The organism is Bradyrhizobium sp. Kon37 (assembly GCF_055807535.1).
Genome location: NZ_JBVVOY010000029.1, coordinates 25,009 through 41,997, shown reverse-complemented (window position 1 = coordinate 41,997; position 16,989 = coordinate 25,009). Strand labels below are relative to the sequence as shown.

The 16,989-nt window shown below is 64.3% G+C and carries 16 protein-coding genes; 11 read left to right on the top strand and 5 right to left on the bottom strand.

The annotated features are described in order from the left end of the window. Nucleotides 1–54: 54 nt before the first annotated feature. Nucleotides 55–717 (top strand): class I SAM-dependent methyltransferase, encoded by a 663-nt coding sequence (locus AC0L3J_RS32750; protein ID WP_473349809.1) that lies wholly within the window; start codon nt 55–57, stop codon nt 715–717. A gap of 5 nt (nt 718–722) precedes the next feature. Here the strand turns inward: AC0L3J_RS32750 and AC0L3J_RS32745 are convergent, their stop codons facing one another. From AC0L3J_RS32745 to tpiA, 3 genes are all read right to left on the bottom strand, one after another. Continuing rightward, entirely contained in the window at nt 723–2,354 is a 1,632-nt protein-coding gene (locus tag AC0L3J_RS32745) for a CTP synthase (RefSeq protein ID WP_007590604.1), read from the bottom strand. Between the two features lie 166 nt (nt 2,355–2,520). Continuing rightward, nucleotides 2,521–2,907: a preprotein translocase subunit SecG gene (gene secG / locus AC0L3J_RS32740; RefSeq protein ID WP_007590603.1), complete on the bottom strand. Its 387-nt coding sequence runs from the start codon at nt 2,905–2,907 to the stop codon at nt 2,521–2,523. Between the two features lie 140 nt (nt 2,908–3,047). After that, complete coding sequence (gene tpiA, locus AC0L3J_RS32735) at nt 3,048–3,803, bottom strand: triose-phosphate isomerase (protein ID WP_456764168.1); 756 nt, start codon at nt 3,801–3,803, stop codon at nt 3,048–3,050. Between the two features lie 223 nt (nt 3,804–4,026). Between tpiA and AC0L3J_RS32730 the strand changes: the two genes are divergently transcribed. Genes AC0L3J_RS32730 through moaC form a run of 4 tightly spaced genes read left to right on the top strand, consistent with a single transcriptional unit; the run spans nt 4,027 to nt 8,290 of the window. Beyond that, nucleotides 4,027–5,925, top strand: a complete 1,899-nt coding sequence (locus AC0L3J_RS32730) for a peptidylprolyl isomerase (RefSeq protein ID WP_473349808.1) — start codon at nt 4,027–4,029, stop codon at nt 5,923–5,925. 14 nt (nt 5,926–5,939) lie between these two features. Next, a complete protein-coding gene (trpD, locus tag AC0L3J_RS32725; RefSeq protein ID WP_247435457.1) occupies nt 5,940–6,953 on the top strand; it encodes an anthranilate phosphoribosyltransferase in 1,014 nt (337 codons plus the stop codon). A gap of 6 nt (nt 6,954–6,959) precedes the next feature. Next, a complete protein-coding gene (gene trpC / locus AC0L3J_RS32720; RefSeq protein ID WP_473349807.1) occupies nt 6,960–7,778 on the top strand; it encodes an indole-3-glycerol phosphate synthase TrpC in 819 nt (272 codons plus the stop codon). Further along, entirely contained in the window at nt 7,778–8,290 is a 513-nt protein-coding gene (gene moaC / locus AC0L3J_RS32715) for a cyclic pyranopterin monophosphate synthase MoaC (protein WP_473349806.1), read from the top strand. Before trpC ends, moaC begins: the two co-directional genes overlap by 1 nt. A gap of 9 nt (nt 8,291–8,299) precedes the next feature. Here moaC and AC0L3J_RS32710 read toward each other — a convergent pair whose 3' ends face one another. Continuing rightward, nucleotides 8,300–8,401 (bottom strand): Flp family type IVb pilin, encoded by a 102-nt coding sequence (locus AC0L3J_RS32710; protein WP_456769624.1) that lies wholly within the window; start codon nt 8,399–8,401, stop codon nt 8,300–8,302. Between the two features lie 154 nt (nt 8,402–8,555). Here AC0L3J_RS32710 and AC0L3J_RS32705 point away from each other — a divergent pair, with 154 nt between their 5' ends. The 3 genes from AC0L3J_RS32705 to AC0L3J_RS32695 all read left to right on the top strand — a co-directional run bounded on the left by AC0L3J_RS32705 (nt 8,556) and on the right by AC0L3J_RS32695 (nt 12,962). Then, nucleotides 8,556–11,288: a bifunctional diguanylate cyclase/phosphodiesterase gene (locus AC0L3J_RS32705; protein WP_473349805.1), complete on the top strand. Its 2,733-nt coding sequence runs from the start codon at nt 8,556–8,558 to the stop codon at nt 11,286–11,288. Between the two features lie 121 nt (nt 11,289–11,409). Further along, nucleotides 11,410–12,024 (top strand): TetR/AcrR family transcriptional regulator, encoded by a 615-nt coding sequence (locus tag AC0L3J_RS32700; protein ID WP_473349804.1) that lies wholly within the window; start codon nt 11,410–11,412, stop codon nt 12,022–12,024. 83 nt (nt 12,025–12,107) lie between these two features. Next, on the top strand, nt 12,108–12,962 hold the full coding sequence (locus AC0L3J_RS32695; RefSeq protein ID WP_473349803.1) for a DMT family transporter: 855 nt from the start codon (nt 12,108–12,110) through the stop codon (nt 12,960–12,962). A 190-nt stretch (nt 12,963–13,152) separates the two neighbouring features. On the opposite strand, the gene AC0L3J_RS32690 is transcribed toward AC0L3J_RS32695, so the two are convergent. Further along, the gene (locus AC0L3J_RS32690; protein WP_456764161.1) at nt 13,153–14,490 is read right to left on the bottom strand and encodes a S41 family peptidase; all 1,338 of its coding nucleotides are present in this window, start codon (nt 14,488–14,490) and stop codon (nt 13,153–13,155) included. Nucleotides 14,491–14,796: 306 nt separating this feature from the next. On the opposite strand from AC0L3J_RS32690, the gene AC0L3J_RS32685 reads away from it, so the two are divergent. From AC0L3J_RS32685 to AC0L3J_RS32675, 3 genes are all read left to right on the top strand, one after another. Then, nucleotides 14,797–15,930, top strand: a complete 1,134-nt coding sequence (locus AC0L3J_RS32685) for an alpha-hydroxy acid oxidase (protein ID WP_473349802.1) — start codon at nt 14,797–14,799, stop codon at nt 15,928–15,930. 14 nt (nt 15,931–15,944) lie between these two features. Continuing rightward, nucleotides 15,945–16,571, top strand: a complete 627-nt coding sequence (locus AC0L3J_RS32680; protein WP_473349801.1) for an HAD family hydrolase — start codon at nt 15,945–15,947, stop codon at nt 16,569–16,571. Between the two features lie 169 nt (nt 16,572–16,740). Beyond that, nucleotides 16,741–16,932, top strand: a complete 192-nt coding sequence (locus AC0L3J_RS32675; protein WP_027518168.1) for a hypothetical protein — start codon at nt 16,741–16,743, stop codon at nt 16,930–16,932. Nucleotides 16,933–16,989: the final 57 nt, after the last annotated feature.

The following is a 16,989-nucleotide window of genomic DNA, read 5'->3' as shown; positions in this document are numbered from 1 at the left end:
GTTCGGCCGCCTCGCCTCTGACCTGCGAGGCGCAACCAAGATGCCGGAGTGCGCATGCCCAACGATTTCCTCTCGTTCTTCCTGTCATGGATGTCAGCCCCGCGCCGCGTCGTCGCGATCGCGCCGTCAGGCGCGGCGCTGGCCGATCTCATCACCCGCGAGATCACCGCATCGACCGGGCCTGTTCTGGAGCTCGGCCCCGGCACCGGCGCGTTCACCTACAAGCTGCTCAAACGCGGCGTGCGTCAGCAGGACCTCACGCTTGTCGAATACGGCTCCGACTTCATGAAACTGCTCCAGATGCGTTTTCCCAACGCGCGCGTCTTGTGGATGGATGCGGGGCGGCTGGCAGCGGAACGCCTCTACGAGGGCGCGCCCGTCGGCGCGGTCGTGAGCGGCCTGCCGCTGCTCAACATGTCGACGCGCAAGGTCGTCTCAATCGTCGGTGGCGCGTTCAGTCACGTCCGCCCCGGCGGCGCCTTCTACCAGTTCACCTACGGCATGAGTTGCCCGGTCGCGCGGCCCGTGCTCGACCGGCTGGGCTTGCGCGCAAAGCTGGTGGATCGTGCCCTGCTGAACGTGCCGCCGGCCGCCGTCTACAAGCTGACGCGACGGCCGCAGATGAAACTGGTTACGGGATCGCTTGCGCCTGATACGTCGATGCCGGCCGCGCCGGAGCCGATGCATCTCGCACGTGACTGCACCGCCACGCCCTGAGCCGATTACACTAGTCGGCTCTGCACCATCGCCGCACGAATGAACGACGCGAACAGCGGATGCGGCTCGAAGGGGCGCGACTTCAGTTCGGGATGGAACTGGACGCCGATGAACCAGGGGTGATCCTCGTACTCGACGATCTCCGGCAGCACGCCGTCGGGCGACAGGCCGGAGAATTTCAGCCCGTGCTGCTCGAGGCGATCCTTGTAGGCGGTGTTGACCTCGTAGCGATGGCGGTGGCGCTCGGAAATCTCGGTCGCGCCGCCATAGACCTCCGAGACGCGGCTGCCGCGATTGAGCGCCGCGGGATAGGCACCCAAGCGCATCGTGCCGCCGAGATCGCCGGCGTTGGTGCGCTTCTCGAGCTCGTTGCCGCGCAGCCATTCCGTCATCAGGCCGACCAAGGGCTCCTTGGTCGGGCCGAACTCGGTGGAATTGGCCTCCTCGATCCCGACGAGATTCCGAGCAGCCTCGATCACCGCCATCTGCATGCCGAAGCAGATGCCGAAATACGGCACGTCGCGCTCGCGCGCGAACTGCGCCGCGCGGATCTTGCCTTCGGCGCCGCGCTGGCCGAAGCCGCCGGGCACCAGAATGCCGTTGACGTGCTCGAGGAACGGCGCGGGATCTTCCTTCTCGAAGATCTCGCTTTCGATCCAGTCGAGGTTGACCTTCACCTTGTTGGCGATGCCGCCATGCGAGAGCGCCTCGATCAGCGACTTATACGCATCCTTCATGCCGGTATATTTGCCGACGATGGCGATGGTGACGTTGCCCTCGGGATTGCGGATGCGCTCGTTGATCTGCTGCCAGCTCCGCAGCTCCGGCGGAATCCGCGAGCCGATGCCGAAGGCGGCAAGCACTTCGTCGTCGAGGCCTGCCGCATGGTAAGCTTGGGGGACAGCGTAGATGCTGTCGGCGTCGCGTGCCTCGATGACGGCGCTCTCGCGCACGTTACAGAACAGCCCGAGCTTGCGCCGTTCCTCCTTCGGGATCTCGCGATCGGTACGGCAGAGCAGGATGTCCGGCTGGATGCCGATCGAGCGCAGCTCCTTGACGGAGTGCTGCGTCGGCTTTGTCTTCAGCTCACCGGCGCTCGGGATGTAAGGCAGCAGCGTCAAATGAATGTAGATGGCGTGATCGCGCGGCAGCTCGTTCTTGAGCTGGCGGATCGCCTCGAAGAACGGCAGGCCTTCGATGTCGCCGACAGTGCCGCCGATCTCGACCAGTACGAAGTCATAATCGTCGTTGCCGTCGAGAACGAAATCCTTGATGGCGTTGGTGACATGCGGAACCACCTGGATGGTGGCGCCGAGATAATCGCCGCGCCGCTCCTTGGAGATGATGTCCTGGTAGATGCGCCCGGTCGTGATGTTGTCGGCCTTGGTCGCAGGCCGTCCGGTGAAGCGCTCATAGTGACCGAGATCGAGGTCGGTCTCCGCGCCGTCATCGGTCACGAACACTTCGCCGTGCTGATACGGCGACATCGTTCCGGGATCGAGGTTGAGATAGGGGTCGAGCTTGCGGAGGCGGACCTTGTAGCCCCGGGCTTGCAACAGGGCACCAAGTGCCGCTGAAGCCAGACCCTTGCCGAGCGAAGAAACCACGCCGCCGGTGATGAATATGTACCGCGCCATGGGGCTTAACCTCTAATCCCTCGAATTCGATTCGCCAAAGCGATTCGTATTCCGCCCCAAACATTTTGCGGGGCTGTGGGTGAGCCAGAACTAAGAGTGGTGACAGAGCCTTGATGGGGATTGTTGATGCAGGACGGTAGAAGCCGCCCTGCATGGCCCCCCTGCTTTATTGCGAACGAGGTACCTGCGGGCCGCTCGGTGCCGGAGCCTGCTGCTGCTCGTCGGCCTTCTTCAGCGAATCCAGGATGCCGCCCGAGGTCGGTGGCGCGATCGGTCCGCCACCGGCCGGCTGGGTCTGCGACGCCGGTGCGCCGATGATCGACGACGGCTTGCGGTCGTAGCCGGCATACCAGGACAGGAACAGGCTGGTGAGGAAGAAGCCGACGGCCAGGATCGCGGTGGTCCGCGTCAGAAGGTTCGCGGTGCCACGGCTCGACATGAAACCTGCGCCACCTCCCATGCCCAGGCCGCCGCCTTCCGACTTCTGGAGCAGGACGGCGCCGATCATGACGGTGACGATCATGAGGTGAATGACGATGACAACGGTCTGCATAGTGTCCTTCCGTCACAAGCCGACAGCGCCGAGACGGCGGCCAATCGTGCTTCGCGGGGTTTTCCTGAAGTTGCGCGGTGTTACACGATCAGACGGGTCATTGCCACCCCCGATCGGCCGGGTCCTAAGGTTTGAGTTAGCTAGGGACAGCCCTGCGCAATCGCAAGGAAATCGACCGCCTTCAGGCTGGCCCCGCCGACCAGCGCGCCATTGACGTTCTTCACGGCCATCAGCTCGGCCGCGTTCGACGGCTTGACCGAGCCGCCATAGAGGATGCGCATCCCGGCGCCGTCGGCCTTGAACCTGGAGGTCAGGAATTCCCGGATAAAGCCATGAATCTGCTCGACATCCCCAGACGTCGGGGTCAGGCCGGTGCCGATCGCCCAGACCGGCTCATAGGCCACGACCAGATTGGCGGCGGTCGAGCCATCCGGCAGCGAGCCGTTGAGCTGGCCGCGCAGAATATCCAGGGTCTGGCCCGCATCGCGCTGCGCTTGCGTCTCGCCGATGCAGACGATCGCCGTCACCCCGGCGCGCCAGGCGGCCTCGGCCTTCTGCCGGATCAGAGCATCGCCCTCGCCATGGTCGGCGCGGCGCTCGGAATGGCCGACGATGATCGCGGTCGCACCCGAATCCGCCAGCATTTCGGCGGCGATATCGCCAGTATGGGCGCCGGAGGCCTTGGGGTGGCAATCCTGGGCCCCCACCGCGACCGTCTTGCCGCGCGCCTTCTCGGCAAAGGCTGCGATCAAGGTCGCTGGCGGGCAAACCAGCAAATCGGCTTTGCCGGCCACCTCTGCCGCACCATTGAGCATGGCGTCGAATTCGGCAGTCGAGGCCTTCAGGCCGTTCATTTTCCAGTTGCCGGCGATCAGGGGGCGGATGGCATCGGTCATGTCAAATTCCAGCAAAATTCGGTTTGTTCATGCGCTAGCAGAGGTCCCGTGGCAGTTCCAGAGACCAGGGGCTTTTAACCGCAGGGATCGAAAGCCCGCTAGACCCGAGGTTGCGGGGGGAAAGCCACCACTTTATGATGATTGATCAATTTGGTGACGCGCTTTTGCGGAATCTGCATTAAGACGCGCTCCCGTTCCCCTCCTGCCAAACAAGTTGGACCAAATGCTTCGAGGAATGCGCAAGGCCTCATCAAACTGGCTCGGCAAGACCATTATGGCCGTTGTGATGGGCGTGCTGATCATCAGCTTCGGCGTTTGGGGCATTGCCGACATCTTCAAGGGCTTCGGGCAATCCACCGTGGCCAAGGTCGGCGGCACCGAGATTTCGTTGAACGAGTTCCGCCAGATTTACACCGATCGCCTCCAGCAGATCAGCCGCCAGTTCGGCCGGCCGCTGTCGCCTGAACAAGCGCGCGCCTTCGGTCTTGATCGTCAGGTGCTGCAGCAGACGATCGCGGAAGCCGCCCTCGACGAAGAGGCGCGCCGGCTCGGGCTCGGCCAGTCCGACGAACAGATCCGCCAGCTCATCATGAACGACCCGAACTTCAAGGGCGTCGGCGGCAACTTCGATCCGAACCGCTTCCAGTCCGTGATCCGCAACTTCGGCTATACCGAGCAGCGCTACGTCTCGGAGCAGCGCAAGGTCTCGCTGCGTCGGCAGATCACCGGCACGATCGGTGCCGGCCTCGAGCCGCCGAAGGCGATGCTCGACGTGCTGACGCGCTTCCAGAACGAGCAGCGTGCCATTGAATTCGTCAGGCTCGACGCAGCCCAGGCAGGCACCATCGACGCGCCATCGCCGGAGGCGCTCGCCGCCTATTTCGAGGATCACAAGGTCCAGTTCCGCGCGCCCGAATATCGCAAGATCGCATTTGTCGTGGTCTCGCCGGAGGAGATCGGCAAGTGGAGCGAGGTGTCGGACGAGGATGCCAAGAAGGCGTTCGACCAGCGCAAGGATCGGCTCGGCACGCCGGAGAAGCGCCAGATCCAGCAGATCGTATTTCCCAATGCCGCCGAGGCGCAGACCGCACGCGAGCGGCTCACCAGCGGGACCTCGTTCGAGGATCTCGGCAAAGAGCGCGGACTGAGCGCGTCCGACGTCGATCTCGGGCTCGTGACCAAATCCTCGCTCGATCCCGCAGTTGGAGACGCCGTCTTCGCGCTTCCCGCCGGTGAAATCAGCCAGCCGATCCAGGGCCGTCTCGGCACGTCGATCGTCAAGGTCGACAAGATCGAGCCGGGCGCTGAGGCGAACTATGCGAGCGTTGCCGCCGACATCAAGCGCGAGATCGCCACCGAGCGTGCGCGGGTCAAGGTCGCCGATCTCCGCGACAAGATGGAAGACGAGCGCGGCGGCGGTGCCAGCGTGATCGACGCGGCGCAGAAGCTCGGCCTCACCGCCGTGACCATCGACGCCGTCGACCGTTCCGGCCGCGCCCCGAACGGCCAGCCGGTCTCCGGCATTCCGCAGGGCCTCGACGTGGTGTCGCAGGCCTTCAACACCGATGTGGGCGTCGACAACGACTCGATCTCTTTCAAGGGCGGCTATGTCTGGTACGACGTGCTTGCCATCACGCCGTCGCGCGACCGCAATCTCGACGAGGTCCGCGACCAGGTCGAGGCGCGCTGGCGCCAAGACCAGATCGCGACCAAGCTGAAGGCCAAGGCGACCGAGGTGGTGCAGAAGCTCGAATCTGGCGGCAAGCTCGCCGACGAAGCAGCCGCGATCGGCGCCAAGGTCGAGACCGCCACCGGCTTCAAGCGCGACGACTCGCCCGCCAGCGTGCCCGCAACCGTCGTGTCGGCCGCCTTCCGCGTCGCCAAGGACGGCGTCGGGCAGACGGCGGTGACCGGCGGCACCGAGGTGATCGTGTTCCGCGTCACCGAGATCGTCGATCCCACGGTCGATGCCGCTTCCGAGGCGGTCAAGAAGCTGAAGGACAGTCTCGACCGCGCGCAGACCGAGGAGCAGGTCGCTTCCTACGTCAACAAGCTTGAAACCGACATCGGGACCACCATTAATCAGGCCGCCTTCGCGCAGGTGACCGGCGCGAACCAGTGAGCTGAAAGCACGCGATGGACGACCTGAAATCGATCATTGGAAAAGTGGCGACCGGCGCCAGCCTGTCGCGTGACGAAGCGGCTTCCGCCTTCGACGCCGTGATGTCCGGTGAGGCCACGCCCTCGCAAATGGGCGGCCTCCTAATGGCGCTGCGGGTGCGCGGCGAGACCGTGGACGAGATCACCGGCGCGGTCGCGGCAATGCGCTCCAAGATGCTCACGGTCGATGCGCCCGCCGACGCCGTCGACATTGTCGGCACCGGCGGCGACGGCTCCGGCTCGGTCAATGTCTCGACCTGCGCCTCCTTCATCGTTTCGGGCGCCGGTCTGCCGGTGGCCAAGCACGGCAACCGCGCACTGTCGTCGCGCTCCGGCGCCGCCGACGTGCTGGCTTCGCTCGGGGTGAAGATCGATCTGAGGCCGGAGCAGGTCGGCCGCTGCATACGCGAATGCGGCATCGGATTCATGTTCGCCCCCGCCCATCATCCCGCCATGAAGAACGTCGGCCCGACCCGGGTGGAGCTTGCGACACGCACGATCTTCAACCTGCTCGGCCCGTTGTCCAATCCGGCGGGCGTGAAGCGGCAGATGGTCGGCGTGTTCTCCCGGCAATGGGTGCAGCCGCTGGCGCAAGTGCTCAAGAACCTCGGCTCTGAATCCGCCTGGGTCGTGCACGGTTCCGATGGCCTCGACGAAATCACCCTCACCGGCCCGACCTTCGTCTCCGCGCTCCACAACGGCGAGATCCGGAATTTCGAGGTGACGCCGGAGGACGCGGGCCTGCCGCGCTGCGAGGCCGGTGCACTCAAAGGCGGCGACGCCGACGCCAACGCTATCGCCTTGCAGAGCGTGCTCGACGGCAAGCCGAGCCCCTACCGTGACGTCGCGCTGATCAACGCCGCTGCCGCATTGGTCGTGGCGGGGCGTGCCAAGGACCTCAAGGAAGGCGTCGTGATCGGCGCAAAATCACTTGACAGCGGCGCGGCGAGCGCGCGGCTGAAACATTTGATCGCGGTCTCGAACGGCTGAGCTGACATGTCGGACATTTTGACCAAGATCGAAGCCTACAAGCGCGAGGAAATCGCGGCGGCCAAACGCGCGCAGCCGCTGTCGGCGGTGGAGGCGAAGGCCAAGGCGCAAGCGGCACCGCGCGGCTTCCTGCGCGCCATCAAGGCCAAGCACACCAATGGCGACTACGCGCTGATCGCAGAGGTCAAGAAGGCCTCGCCGTCAAAGGGCCTGATCCGCGCCGATTTCGATCCGCCGCTGCTCGCAAGGGCCTATGAGGCCGGCGGCGCTGCCTGCCTGTCGGTGCTGACGGACACGCCATCGTTCCAGGGCCATCTCGACTTCATGGTGGCGGCACGCGCCGCAACGTCACTGCCGGTGCTGCGCAAGGATTTCATGTTCGATACTTATCAGGTGGCGGAGGCCCGCGCGCACGGCGCCGACTGCATCCTGATCATCATGGCGGCGCTGGATGATGCCACGGCAAAAGAGCTTGAGGACGCCGCCATCACCCATGGCATGGACGTGCTGATCGAGATCCACGACCGCGCCGAGCTTGATCGCGCACTGAAGCTGCGCTCGCCGATGATCGGCGTCAACAATCGCAATCTGCGCACCTTCGAAACCACGCTTGCGACCAGCGAAACATTGGCGCCGCTGATCCCCGGCGACCGGCTGATGGTCGGCGAGAGCGGCATCTTCACGCCCGCCGATCTCGCCCGGCTCGAGCGCGTCGGCATGTCGACCTTCCTGGTCGGCGAGAGCCTGATGCGGCAAGCCGACGTTACCGCTGCGACCCGCACGCTGCTGGCGCGCGAGACCGCGCGCGCCACAGGCACGAACTGATGGCGCGTAAGCCCCCAAAGGCCAAACCGACCAAGACCGCCCCTGCCCTCACCCATATCGGCGCCTCCGGCGAGGCGCGGATGGTTGACGTGTCGGACAAGCCCGCGAGCGAGCGGCTCGCGGTCGCGGAAGGACGCGTCGTCATGACCAGGGCGACGCTTGACCTGATCGTGTCCGGCAACGCCAAGAAGGGCGACGTGCTCGGCACCGCCCGCATCGCCGGCATCATGGCCGCCAAGCGGACCGCGGAGCTGATCCCGCTCTGCCATCCGCTCGCGCTGTCGAAGGTGACGGTCGAGATCGAGCCCGACGCGAAGCTGCCGGGCTGCCTCGTCCGCGCCAGCGTGAAGGTCACGGGCCCGACCGGCGTCGAGATGGAAGCGCTCACTGCCGTCTCGGTCGCCTGTCTCACCATCTACGACATGATCAAGGCCGTGGAACGCGGCGTGCGCATCGAAGGCATCCACCTGGTCGAGAAGCTCGGCGGCAAGTCTGGCCATTACCGCGTCTGATTGCCGCTGCTACTTCAACGACGCGCTGATCGACCCGAATTTTGAATTGAGCTTGCTGCCCAGGCCGTTCACCACGGCGATGATCGCGAGCGCGATGCCGGCGGCGATCAGGCCGTATTCGCCCGCATATTGATTGCTTTTGTGAGCGTCCGTTCACGGCGCATTAACCCAGCTTGCTAACTTCGCCTCCACTCCGTTCCCGTAAACCGACGGATGTTTCGGGGGCCAAGAATTGACCCTGACGTGTGCACGACAACGATCGATCATGATGACGGGATTCGGCAGTCGCCTTTTTGACCAGGCCTTCGTGCGCAGCGGACCGATCCGCTGGCTGGTGGTGGGCGGCACGCTGCTGATCGCTGCGATCGCCGTCGGCGCGACGCTGATGGCACAGAATTTCCGCGAACGTGCGCTGCGCAGCTCCGGCCGCGAGCTGGAAAACACCGTGCTGATGCTGGCCCATCATTTCGACCAGCAATTGCAGGATTTCGCGGTCATCCAGAAAGATTTCGTCGACTACGTCCGCGCGAGCGGCATCACCAGTGCGGCGGACTATCGCAAACGCCTCTCCGGCCAGGACCTCCACCGGATGCTGCGTTCGAAGATCGAGGCACTGCCCTACATAGGCGGCGTCAATATCATCGATGCCGAAGGCAATCTGATCAATTCGTCGACGACATGGCCGGCTCCGAACGTGAACGTTGCCGATCGCGCCTATTTCCAGACCTTCCGGTACGATCCCGACGCTCCCGACGTCCTGATCGAACCACTTTACAGTCGCATCTCCGGCGCCTGGACCATCCTGATCGTGCGCAAGATCGTCGGACCGAACGGCGAATTCATGGGTGCGGTCGGACGCGGCATCGAGCCGGCAAATTTCGAAAAATTCTTCGAGTCAGCCGTGCTCGGCGAAGGCACGACGATCTCGATGCTGCACCGGGACGGCACGATGCTCGCCCGTTATCCCCATTCCAGTGAATTGATGGGACGGAATTTCAAGAACGGTCCGTTCGCGCATCAAAGGGTTTTCGGGCTCGACCATTTTACCGGCCGCTTCATGAGCCCCGTCGACGGGGAGGACCGGCTGATTTCCTCACACGCCCTGCCTCACTTCCCGATCCTGATGATGGCCACCACGACGCGCGCGACGGCCCTGACAGACTGGCGCGAGCAGATCGGCATCCTGATCTCGGTCGCGGCCTCTTCCGCGCTCGCCATCGCGGGCGTGCTGATCGCGATCGTACGCAAGCTCCTGGAGCAGCATCGTCTTTCGCGGGAACGGCTGACGCTGGAAAAGCAGCGTCTCGACCGCGCCGTCAACAACATGACCCAGGGTCTGCTGCTGTTCGACGCCTCGCAGCAGCTCGTGATCTGCAATCAGCGCTACATCGAGATGTACGGGCTGTCGGCCGAAATCGTGAGACCCGGCTGCAGCTTTCACGATATCATCGCGCACCGCAGAGCCACCGGCTCGTTCGCCGGCGATGTGGACCAATATGTCGCGCGGGTCCTGCGCGACATCCATGTGCGCAATTCTATGGTGGTCGAGACCTCCGACGGTCGCTCGATCCAGATCGTCAACGAACCGCTCACGGATGGCGGTTGGGTGGCGACGCATGAGGACATCACGGAGCGCCGGCGTATCGAGGAGCGCATCAGCCATCTCGCTCATTACGACGCGCTGACCGACCTGCCCAACCGCACCCTGTTCCACGAGCATCTGCGTCAGGAACTCAATCTGGTCGCCGGGGGCGAACAACTCGCGGTGCACTACATCGACATCGACGAGTTCAAGGGCGTCAACGACGCGCTCGGGCATCTCGTCGGCGACGAGCTCCTGAAGTCGGTCGCACAGAGCCTCCACCGCTGTGCGGGTCCGACGGACTTCGTGGCGCGCCTCGGCGGCGACGAATTTGCCATCGTCCAGAGTGCTGTGACATCGCTGGATCAGGTCAACGAGCTCGTCGCGCGGGTGTTCGAGGCCATCCGCGCGCCGTTCGACTGCATGGGACATCATCTTGCCACCGACGCCAGCATCGGCATCGCGCTGGCGCCGCAACATGGAACGGCGCTGGACCAGATCCTGAAGAACGCGGACATGGCGATGTACGCCGCCAAAGCCGCCGGACGCCGCACCTACCGCTTTTTCGAGCCGGAGATGGACGCCAAGATCCACGAGCGGCGGCAGCTCGAGATCGACCTGCGCCACGCCATCGCCCAAGGCGGGCGCGAAGGCGGCCTCGAGGTGTATTACCAGCCCTGCCTCAGCCTGAAGGACGACCGCATCACCGGCTGCGAGGCGCTGGTGCGCTGGCGCCATCCCGGGCGCGGCATGGTCTCGCCGGCCGAGTTCATTCCGATCGCCGAGGACACCGGCCTGATCAACGAGATCGGCGAATGGGTGCTGGCGACGGCCTGCCGGGACGCGGCGAACTGGCCCGACGACATCCGTCTCGCCGTCAACGTCTCGCCAGTGCAGTTCAAGAGCGGCACGCTGGCGCTGAAGATCATGGCGGCGCTTGCCGCCTCCAATTTGCCGGCGAGCCGGCTCGAGCTCGAAATCACCGAGGCGGTGCTGATCCGCGACGACGACACGGCGCTTGCGATCCTGCATCAACTCCGCGCCATCGGCGTCCGCATCGCGCTCGACGATTTCGGCACCGGCTACTCCTCGCTGAGCTATCTGCACCGCTTCCCGTTCGACAAGATCAAGATCGACCGCTGCTTCGTCAACGACATCGCCGGCCCCGACGGCTCCGCCAGCATCGTGCAGGCCGTCGTCAATCTCGCGGCCGCCCGCCGCATGACCACCACCGCCGAGGGCGTCGAGACCGAGGAGCAGCAGCGGTTGTTGCGCGCACTCGGCTGCTCCGAGATGCAGGGCTATCTGTTCAGCGCCGCAAAGCCCGCCGAAAAGGTGCTGGAGCTGTTCGCAGTTCATCGCAGCCGTCTCGCCCAGCGCGGCGGCGACGAAGGCCGCCGCCGCGAGGCGGGCTAGGGCCTGGTCTCACACAGGCGCAATTGTCGGTTCGGGAGGCCAAGCAGAAACGTCGGCGGACGGCCAAACGGCGGTGGCGGGCCCCCTAGGAATTAAAGACCATTCGGTCTATATATCGGCAATGCGCCGCCAAACCCCTGTGCAATTACCCCGTGGCCGTCCCCGAAGTTTCGACGCGGAAGCTGCGGTCGAGCAGGCGATGGGCGTGTTCTGGTCGCGCGGTTATCACGCCACGGCGCTACCCGACCTTCTCCGGGCGACGAAGCTCTCGCGTGGCAGCCTTTATGCCGCTTTCGGAGACAAGCACTCGCTGTTCTTGCGTGCGCTTGATCGCTACGTCGCCGATGCCCTGACACGGATGGATGTCGAACTCGACCCCCGCCGAGAGCCGATCGACGGCTTGCGGGCCTATCTTGCCGGTTACGTCGACCGAACGAGCGGCGCCAATGGCCGGCGCGGATGCCTGCTGGTGGCCACAGCCATGGAGCTGGCTGGCCGTGACGCTGAAGTTGATCGCCGCATCGCGAGCTTTTTCAAAGCCATGGAGGCCAGGGTGGCTGATGCGCTGTCGCGTGCGAAGGCGGCGGGCAAGCTGGCCGATGCTGTCGAGCCTTCAACTGCCGCGAAAATTCTCGTCTGTTTCGTCGAGGGGCTGCGCGTCGTCGGCAAAACGGCACCGGCGCGGATCACGTCGCAAGCCACCGTTGACGCTCTCCTCGACCGCTTCATCAGGTAGACAACCCGTTTCATCAGGTTTCGGCCGCATCCGCCGTTGGCGCGCCAATATATAGACCGAACGGTCTTGAAAGGAAGAATGCCATGTCTGCCATCCAGATCGTCTGTGCGGTGGCCGTCCCCTTGCTCTGGGGTTACCAGTTCGTCGCCATCAAAGTGGGGGTGACGGAGTTTCCGCCCCTCTTCTTCCTCGCGCTACGCTTTTTGGCCATCGCGCTGCTGGTCGTTCCGTTCGTCAAAAAGCCCGCGCGTCAGCAGTTCGGCCCCATCGCAGCTATTTCGATCTTCCTCGGTGGGCTGAACTTCGGCCTCTTCTATGTCGGCCTTGGGCTCGGCTCGGGAACCATGTCGGCCGTCGTCTATCAACTCGCCACGCCCTTCACCGTCCTGCTGGCGTGGCCGCTGCTCGCGGAGAGGCCGTCTCTCACCACTTCCGCTGGGGTGGTGCTTGCATTCGTCGGCGTGGTCGTGTTGGCGGCGGAGCCCGGCCCGTCCGCAAACGCGCTTCCACTGCTGCTCGAGGTCGGGGCAGCCTTCGCATTCGCGGTGTCCAATGTCCTGACGAAACGCTACGGCCCTTTTGACCCCCTGATGTTGATGGGATGGTCCTCGCTGCTCACGGTGCCGCAGGTCATGTTGATGTCGCTGCTCCTTGAACATGGACAACTCGCGAGCCTCGTCACGGCAGATGGACGTGGTTGGCTGGCACTCGCCTATACGATTTTTATCGGGGGAATTGTCGGGTTTGGCCTGTGGTTCTGGCTGATCGGGCGTTGCTCCATGGGCCGCGTCGCGCCCTTCGGTTTGCTGCTTCCGATGTTCGCCTTGATGTCGAGCGTGATGTTCCTTGGCGAACACATGACTTCAAAGTTGATGATCGGCGGGCTGCTCGCGATCTCCGGCGTCGCCATGACACAGTTAAGACCGAGACACAGTTAAGACCGAGCGCTCGGTCAAGCTGAACCTTGAAGTCGCATCGCTGCGACTTCGCGCCCGGCGCTGGGACGAGCGCGATGGCTGCTGAGGCCACCTTTGCGGCCACGAACCTGAGGTGAGACCGCGTCTCCAAACGAATTCGCCCGGGAGCGGTCATCCGCTCCCGGGCGATCAATACTTTACCGTCGCAAGGCTAGTTCGGCACCGCAGCCTTCGGCGCCGGCTTGGCGGCGACCGCATTCGCGGTCTGGCCGTGCAGGAAGTCGTAGGCCGTATGCAGCGCCTTGTCGTCTTTGGCTTCCGGCGGAACATAAGACTGCGATCCGGTCTGCTCGGTGCCATCGGCCGCCTGGAGATGGCCGCGCATCTGGGACTCCGCCATGGTGTCCATCCGGCCCTTCAGCTCGGGCGGCACGTCCTGGAGGATCTCGATGTCTGGCGCGATGCCCTGGGCCTGGATCGAGCGGCCCGAAGGTGTGTAGTAGCGGGCCGTGGTCAGCGCCAGTGCGCCGTTGCCGGTGCCGAGCGGAATGATGGTCTGCACCGAGCCCTTGCCGAACGAGCGCGTGCCGATCAGCGTCGCGCGCTTGTGGTCATGCAGCGCGCCGGCCACAATCTCCGAGGCCGAGGCCGAGCCGCCATTGACGAGAACCACCAGCGGCTTGCCCTTGGTGAGGTCGCCACCATGCGCGGTGAAGCGCTGGGTCTCTTCCGGATTGCGGCCGCGGGTCGAGACGACCTCGCCACGCTGCAGGAACGCACTCGACACCGACACGGCCTGGTCGAGCAGTCCGCCCGGATTGTTGCGCAGGTCCATCACGTAGCCGACCAGCTTCTCCGGCGGAACGTCCTTGGCGATCGATGCGATCGCCTTCTTCAGGCCGTCGGTGGTCTGCTCGTTGAACGAGGTGACGCGGATATAGCCGATATCGCCGTTCTCGACGTGGAAGCGCACGGGGCGCACATGGATGATCTCGCGCTTGATCGCGACGTCGAGCGGGGCGTCGGCCCCCTTGCGCACGATCGTGAGCTTGGTCTGGGTCTCGACCGGCCCCTTCATCTTGTTGACGGCCTGCTCGAGCGTCATGCCCTGCACGGCATCGCCGTCGATCTTGCTGATCAGGTCACCCGACATGATGCCTGCCTTCGAGGCCGGCGTGTCGTCGATCGGCGAGACAACCTTAACCAGGCCGTCCTCCATCGTGACCTCGATGCCGAGCCCGCCGAACTCGCCGGAGGTGGTCTCCTGCATCTCGGTCCAGGCCTTGTCGTTCATGTAGCGCGAGTGCGGATCGAGCGAGGTCACCATGCCGGTGATCGCACCTTCGATCAGCTTGGCATTGTCAGGCTTCTCGACATAGCTCGCCTTCACCCGCTCGAACACTTCGCCGAACAAATTGAGCTTGGAATAGGCGTCATCCGCGCTCGCTGCCGCCCGTGCCGCCCACACGCCGCCGTGCGGACTGGCTACCAGAAGGGTCAGACACGCTCCGGTGAGCGCGCCCAGTGGAAACAGCAGGGTTTTCCGCATGGATAGGCTGGCCTTTTTGCTTCGCGGTTCGGTGGGGCTGGAGAGCCGCCATGCAAATGGCGATCCAGCCTGCTTCTCACAATACCATTCTGGTTTCTTCAAGGCCGGGATGCCACGCCGGCGGGTACACCGTAAAAATCGCTTCGTCCGGACCTAAACTTTCGGCAACGTTGCAGGACCCGGTTCGTGCGCAGCGGGGGTCGGCCGGCCGGCCCACGCCTCGCAGCCATGCCATTTTAGGATGGTTTTAGCGCCCCGGACGGGTTAGGCGATGAGGGAAGGCTTCAAATTCTCGGGAGGATAACAATGAACGAAGCACCCCGCATCCAACCGGACAGGAACGTCGAGCTCGGCGCCAGCACCGAGCCGTTCCAGAATCTGCATGAATTCATCCGGAAAGCGCGTTCCAACCTCAACCAGAATGCCTGGGATTATATCGTCGGCGCGGCCGAGACCGAGACCACGATGCGTCGCAACCGCATGGCGCTGGACGAGATCGCCTTCCGCCCGCGCGTGCTGCGCGATGTCCGCAAGGTCACCGGCTCGGTCGAACAGTTCGGCCGCAAGATGCGCCTGCCGGTGGTACTCGCCCCTGTCGGCGCGCTCGAGATCTTCGATCCGGATGGTGCGGCGAGCGTGGCACGCGCCTGCGGCACTTTCGGTGCGGCGCATATGCTCAGTTCCGTGTCCGAGCCCGGCCTAGAAAAGACCGCCGAAGCTGCGCCGGACGCGTTGCGCCTCTACCAGCTCTACGTGCGCGGCGACGACGCCTTCGTCACCGACGTCGTCAGCCGGGCTGAGAAGAACGGCTACGCCGCCTTCTGCCTGACCGTCGATACCGCTCATTACAGCCGTCGCGAACGTGACATCGCCAAGCGCTACGTTCGCGAGAGCCGCCTGCGCGCCACCGGCGGCGATTACCAGAAGGGTCTGGAGTGGCGGACGGTGAAGATGATCAAGGACAAGTTCAAGATCCCGCTGATCCTCAAGGGCATCGCGACGCCGGAGGACGCGCTGATCGCGATCGATCACGGCGTCGAATGGATCTACGTCTCCAACCATGGCGGCCGTCAGCTCGATCACGGTCGCGGCGCCATGCACGTGCTGCCCGAGATCGTCGAGGCCGTGAACGGCCGCGCCAAGATCATGGTCGATGGCGGCATCTGTCGCGGCACCGACATCGTCAAGGCGATCGCGGCGGGCGCCGACCTCGTCGGCATCGGCCGGCTGCAATGCTGGGCGCTGGCGGCGGCCGGCGAAGCCGGCGTGGCCCGCATGCTGGAGCTGCTCGAGGACGAAGTGCTGCGCTGCCTCGGCCTCTTGGGTGCGACCTCGTTCGCCGAGGTCAATAAATCCTGCCTGCACCAGGCGACCGCAACCAACGCGCCGAGTGTGTTCAGCGCGTTTCCGCTGTTCGACCACGAGCCGTATCGATACTGAGTGAAAGGACGCAGGTGACATCGCTCTCTCCCGGCAGCGCGGATGCGCTTCTGTTCGATCTCGGCCGCGTGGTGCTCGATATCGATTTCTCCAAGGCGATCGCCTGCTGGGCGGGACATGCCGGCTGCAAGCCTGAAGCCATCGTCGCGCGCTATGTGCGGGACAGCGAAGCCTATCGGCTGCACGAGATGGGGAAGATCAGCGATGAGGATTATTTCGCCTCACTGCGAGCCTCGCTCGGTATCGGCATTTCGGACGCGCAGTTCCTGGAAGGCTGGAACGCGATCTTCGCCGGCGAAATGCCTGACATCGCCGAGCTGCTGCCGCGCGCAGCGAAGCAGATGCCGCTCTACGCTTTCTCCAACACCAACCGGCCGCACGTGGACCATTTCTCAAGGGAATATGCCGACCTCCTCGGCCATTTCCGCGAGCTGTATTTGTCGTCCAGCATCGGCTTGCGCAAACCGGATGCGGACGCCTTCGACCACGTCGTTGCGGCGATCGGCGTGCCCGCCGGGCGCATCGTGTTCTTCGACGATCTTGCCGAAAACATCGAGGGAGCGCGGGCGCGCGGCTTGACGGCGGTGCATGTGACCTCGCCACGTGACGTCGGGAACGCGTTGAAGGCATTGGGCATCTGACGACGAGGCGTCGTCGCGAAACCCTTGGCGGCACGGCCAACGGGAACAATTTTGAAAAAAATTGAGGAACCCAATCACTTTGTGCATTTTTATACAGAGTTCCCGGAACGGAATACCGCCTTCCGGACTCTTAGAGTCCGTTGGGACTTCTACGGACGGATGCATCATCGTGCTGGGCAAGACCTACCTCACCAAGCAGGCCTCTCTTCTTCTTGAATTCGCCAGGACAACTTCAGATTCGGACCTTTCCGCCAAGCTCGTGAGCAAAGCCGCGGACCTGAAATCTCAGGCTGATCCGCTGCCCGACAAGGATCAGGGACCCAAGGCGCCCGACGTAACTCCCGGGCAGCCAGGGAGCTGATCGATCCAGGCCCGGGGCGCTCGTCGTTCTCGCCTTGCCGTGATTTTCGTCGCTCCC

Coding starts and splice junctions, on each gene's coding strand:
- AC0L3J_RS32685 (WP_473349802.1), top strand. CDS start 14,797: ATGAACGAAGCACCCCGCATCCAACCGGACAGGAACGTCGAGCTCGGC.
- AC0L3J_RS32730 (WP_473349808.1), top strand. CDS start 4,027: ATGCTTCGAGGAATGCGCAAGGCCTCATCAAACTGGCTCGGCAAGACC.
- trpD (WP_247435457.1), top strand. CDS start 5,940: ATGGACGACCTGAAATCGATCATTGGAAAAGTGGCGACCGGCGCCAGC.
- AC0L3J_RS32690 (WP_456764161.1), bottom strand. CDS start 14,490: ATGCGGAAAACCCTGCTGTTTCCACTGGGCGCGCTCACCGGAGCGTGT.
- moaC (WP_473349806.1), top strand. CDS start 7,778: ATGGCGCGTAAGCCCCCAAAGGCCAAACCGACCAAGACCGCCCCTGCC.
- AC0L3J_RS32700 (WP_473349804.1), top strand. CDS start 11,410: ATGCGCCGCCAAACCCCTGTGCAATTACCCCGTGGCCGTCCCCGAAGT.
- tpiA (WP_456764168.1), bottom strand. CDS start 3,803: ATGACCGATGCCATCCGCCCCCTGATCGCCGGCAACTGGAAAATGAAC.
- AC0L3J_RS32745 (WP_007590604.1), bottom strand. CDS start 2,354: ATGGCGCGGTACATATTCATCACCGGCGGCGTGGTTTCTTCGCTCGGC.
- trpC (WP_473349807.1), top strand. CDS start 6,960: ATGTCGGACATTTTGACCAAGATCGAAGCCTACAAGCGCGAGGAAATC.
- AC0L3J_RS32695 (WP_473349803.1), top strand. CDS start 12,108: ATGTCTGCCATCCAGATCGTCTGTGCGGTGGCCGTCCCCTTGCTCTGG.
- AC0L3J_RS32750 (WP_473349809.1), top strand. CDS start 55: ATGCCCAACGATTTCCTCTCGTTCTTCCTGTCATGGATGTCAGCCCCG.
- secG (WP_007590603.1), bottom strand. CDS start 2,907: ATGCAGACCGTTGTCATCGTCATTCACCTCATGATCGTCACCGTCATG.
- AC0L3J_RS32705 (WP_473349805.1), top strand. CDS start 8,556: ATGATGACGGGATTCGGCAGTCGCCTTTTTGACCAGGCCTTCGTGCGC.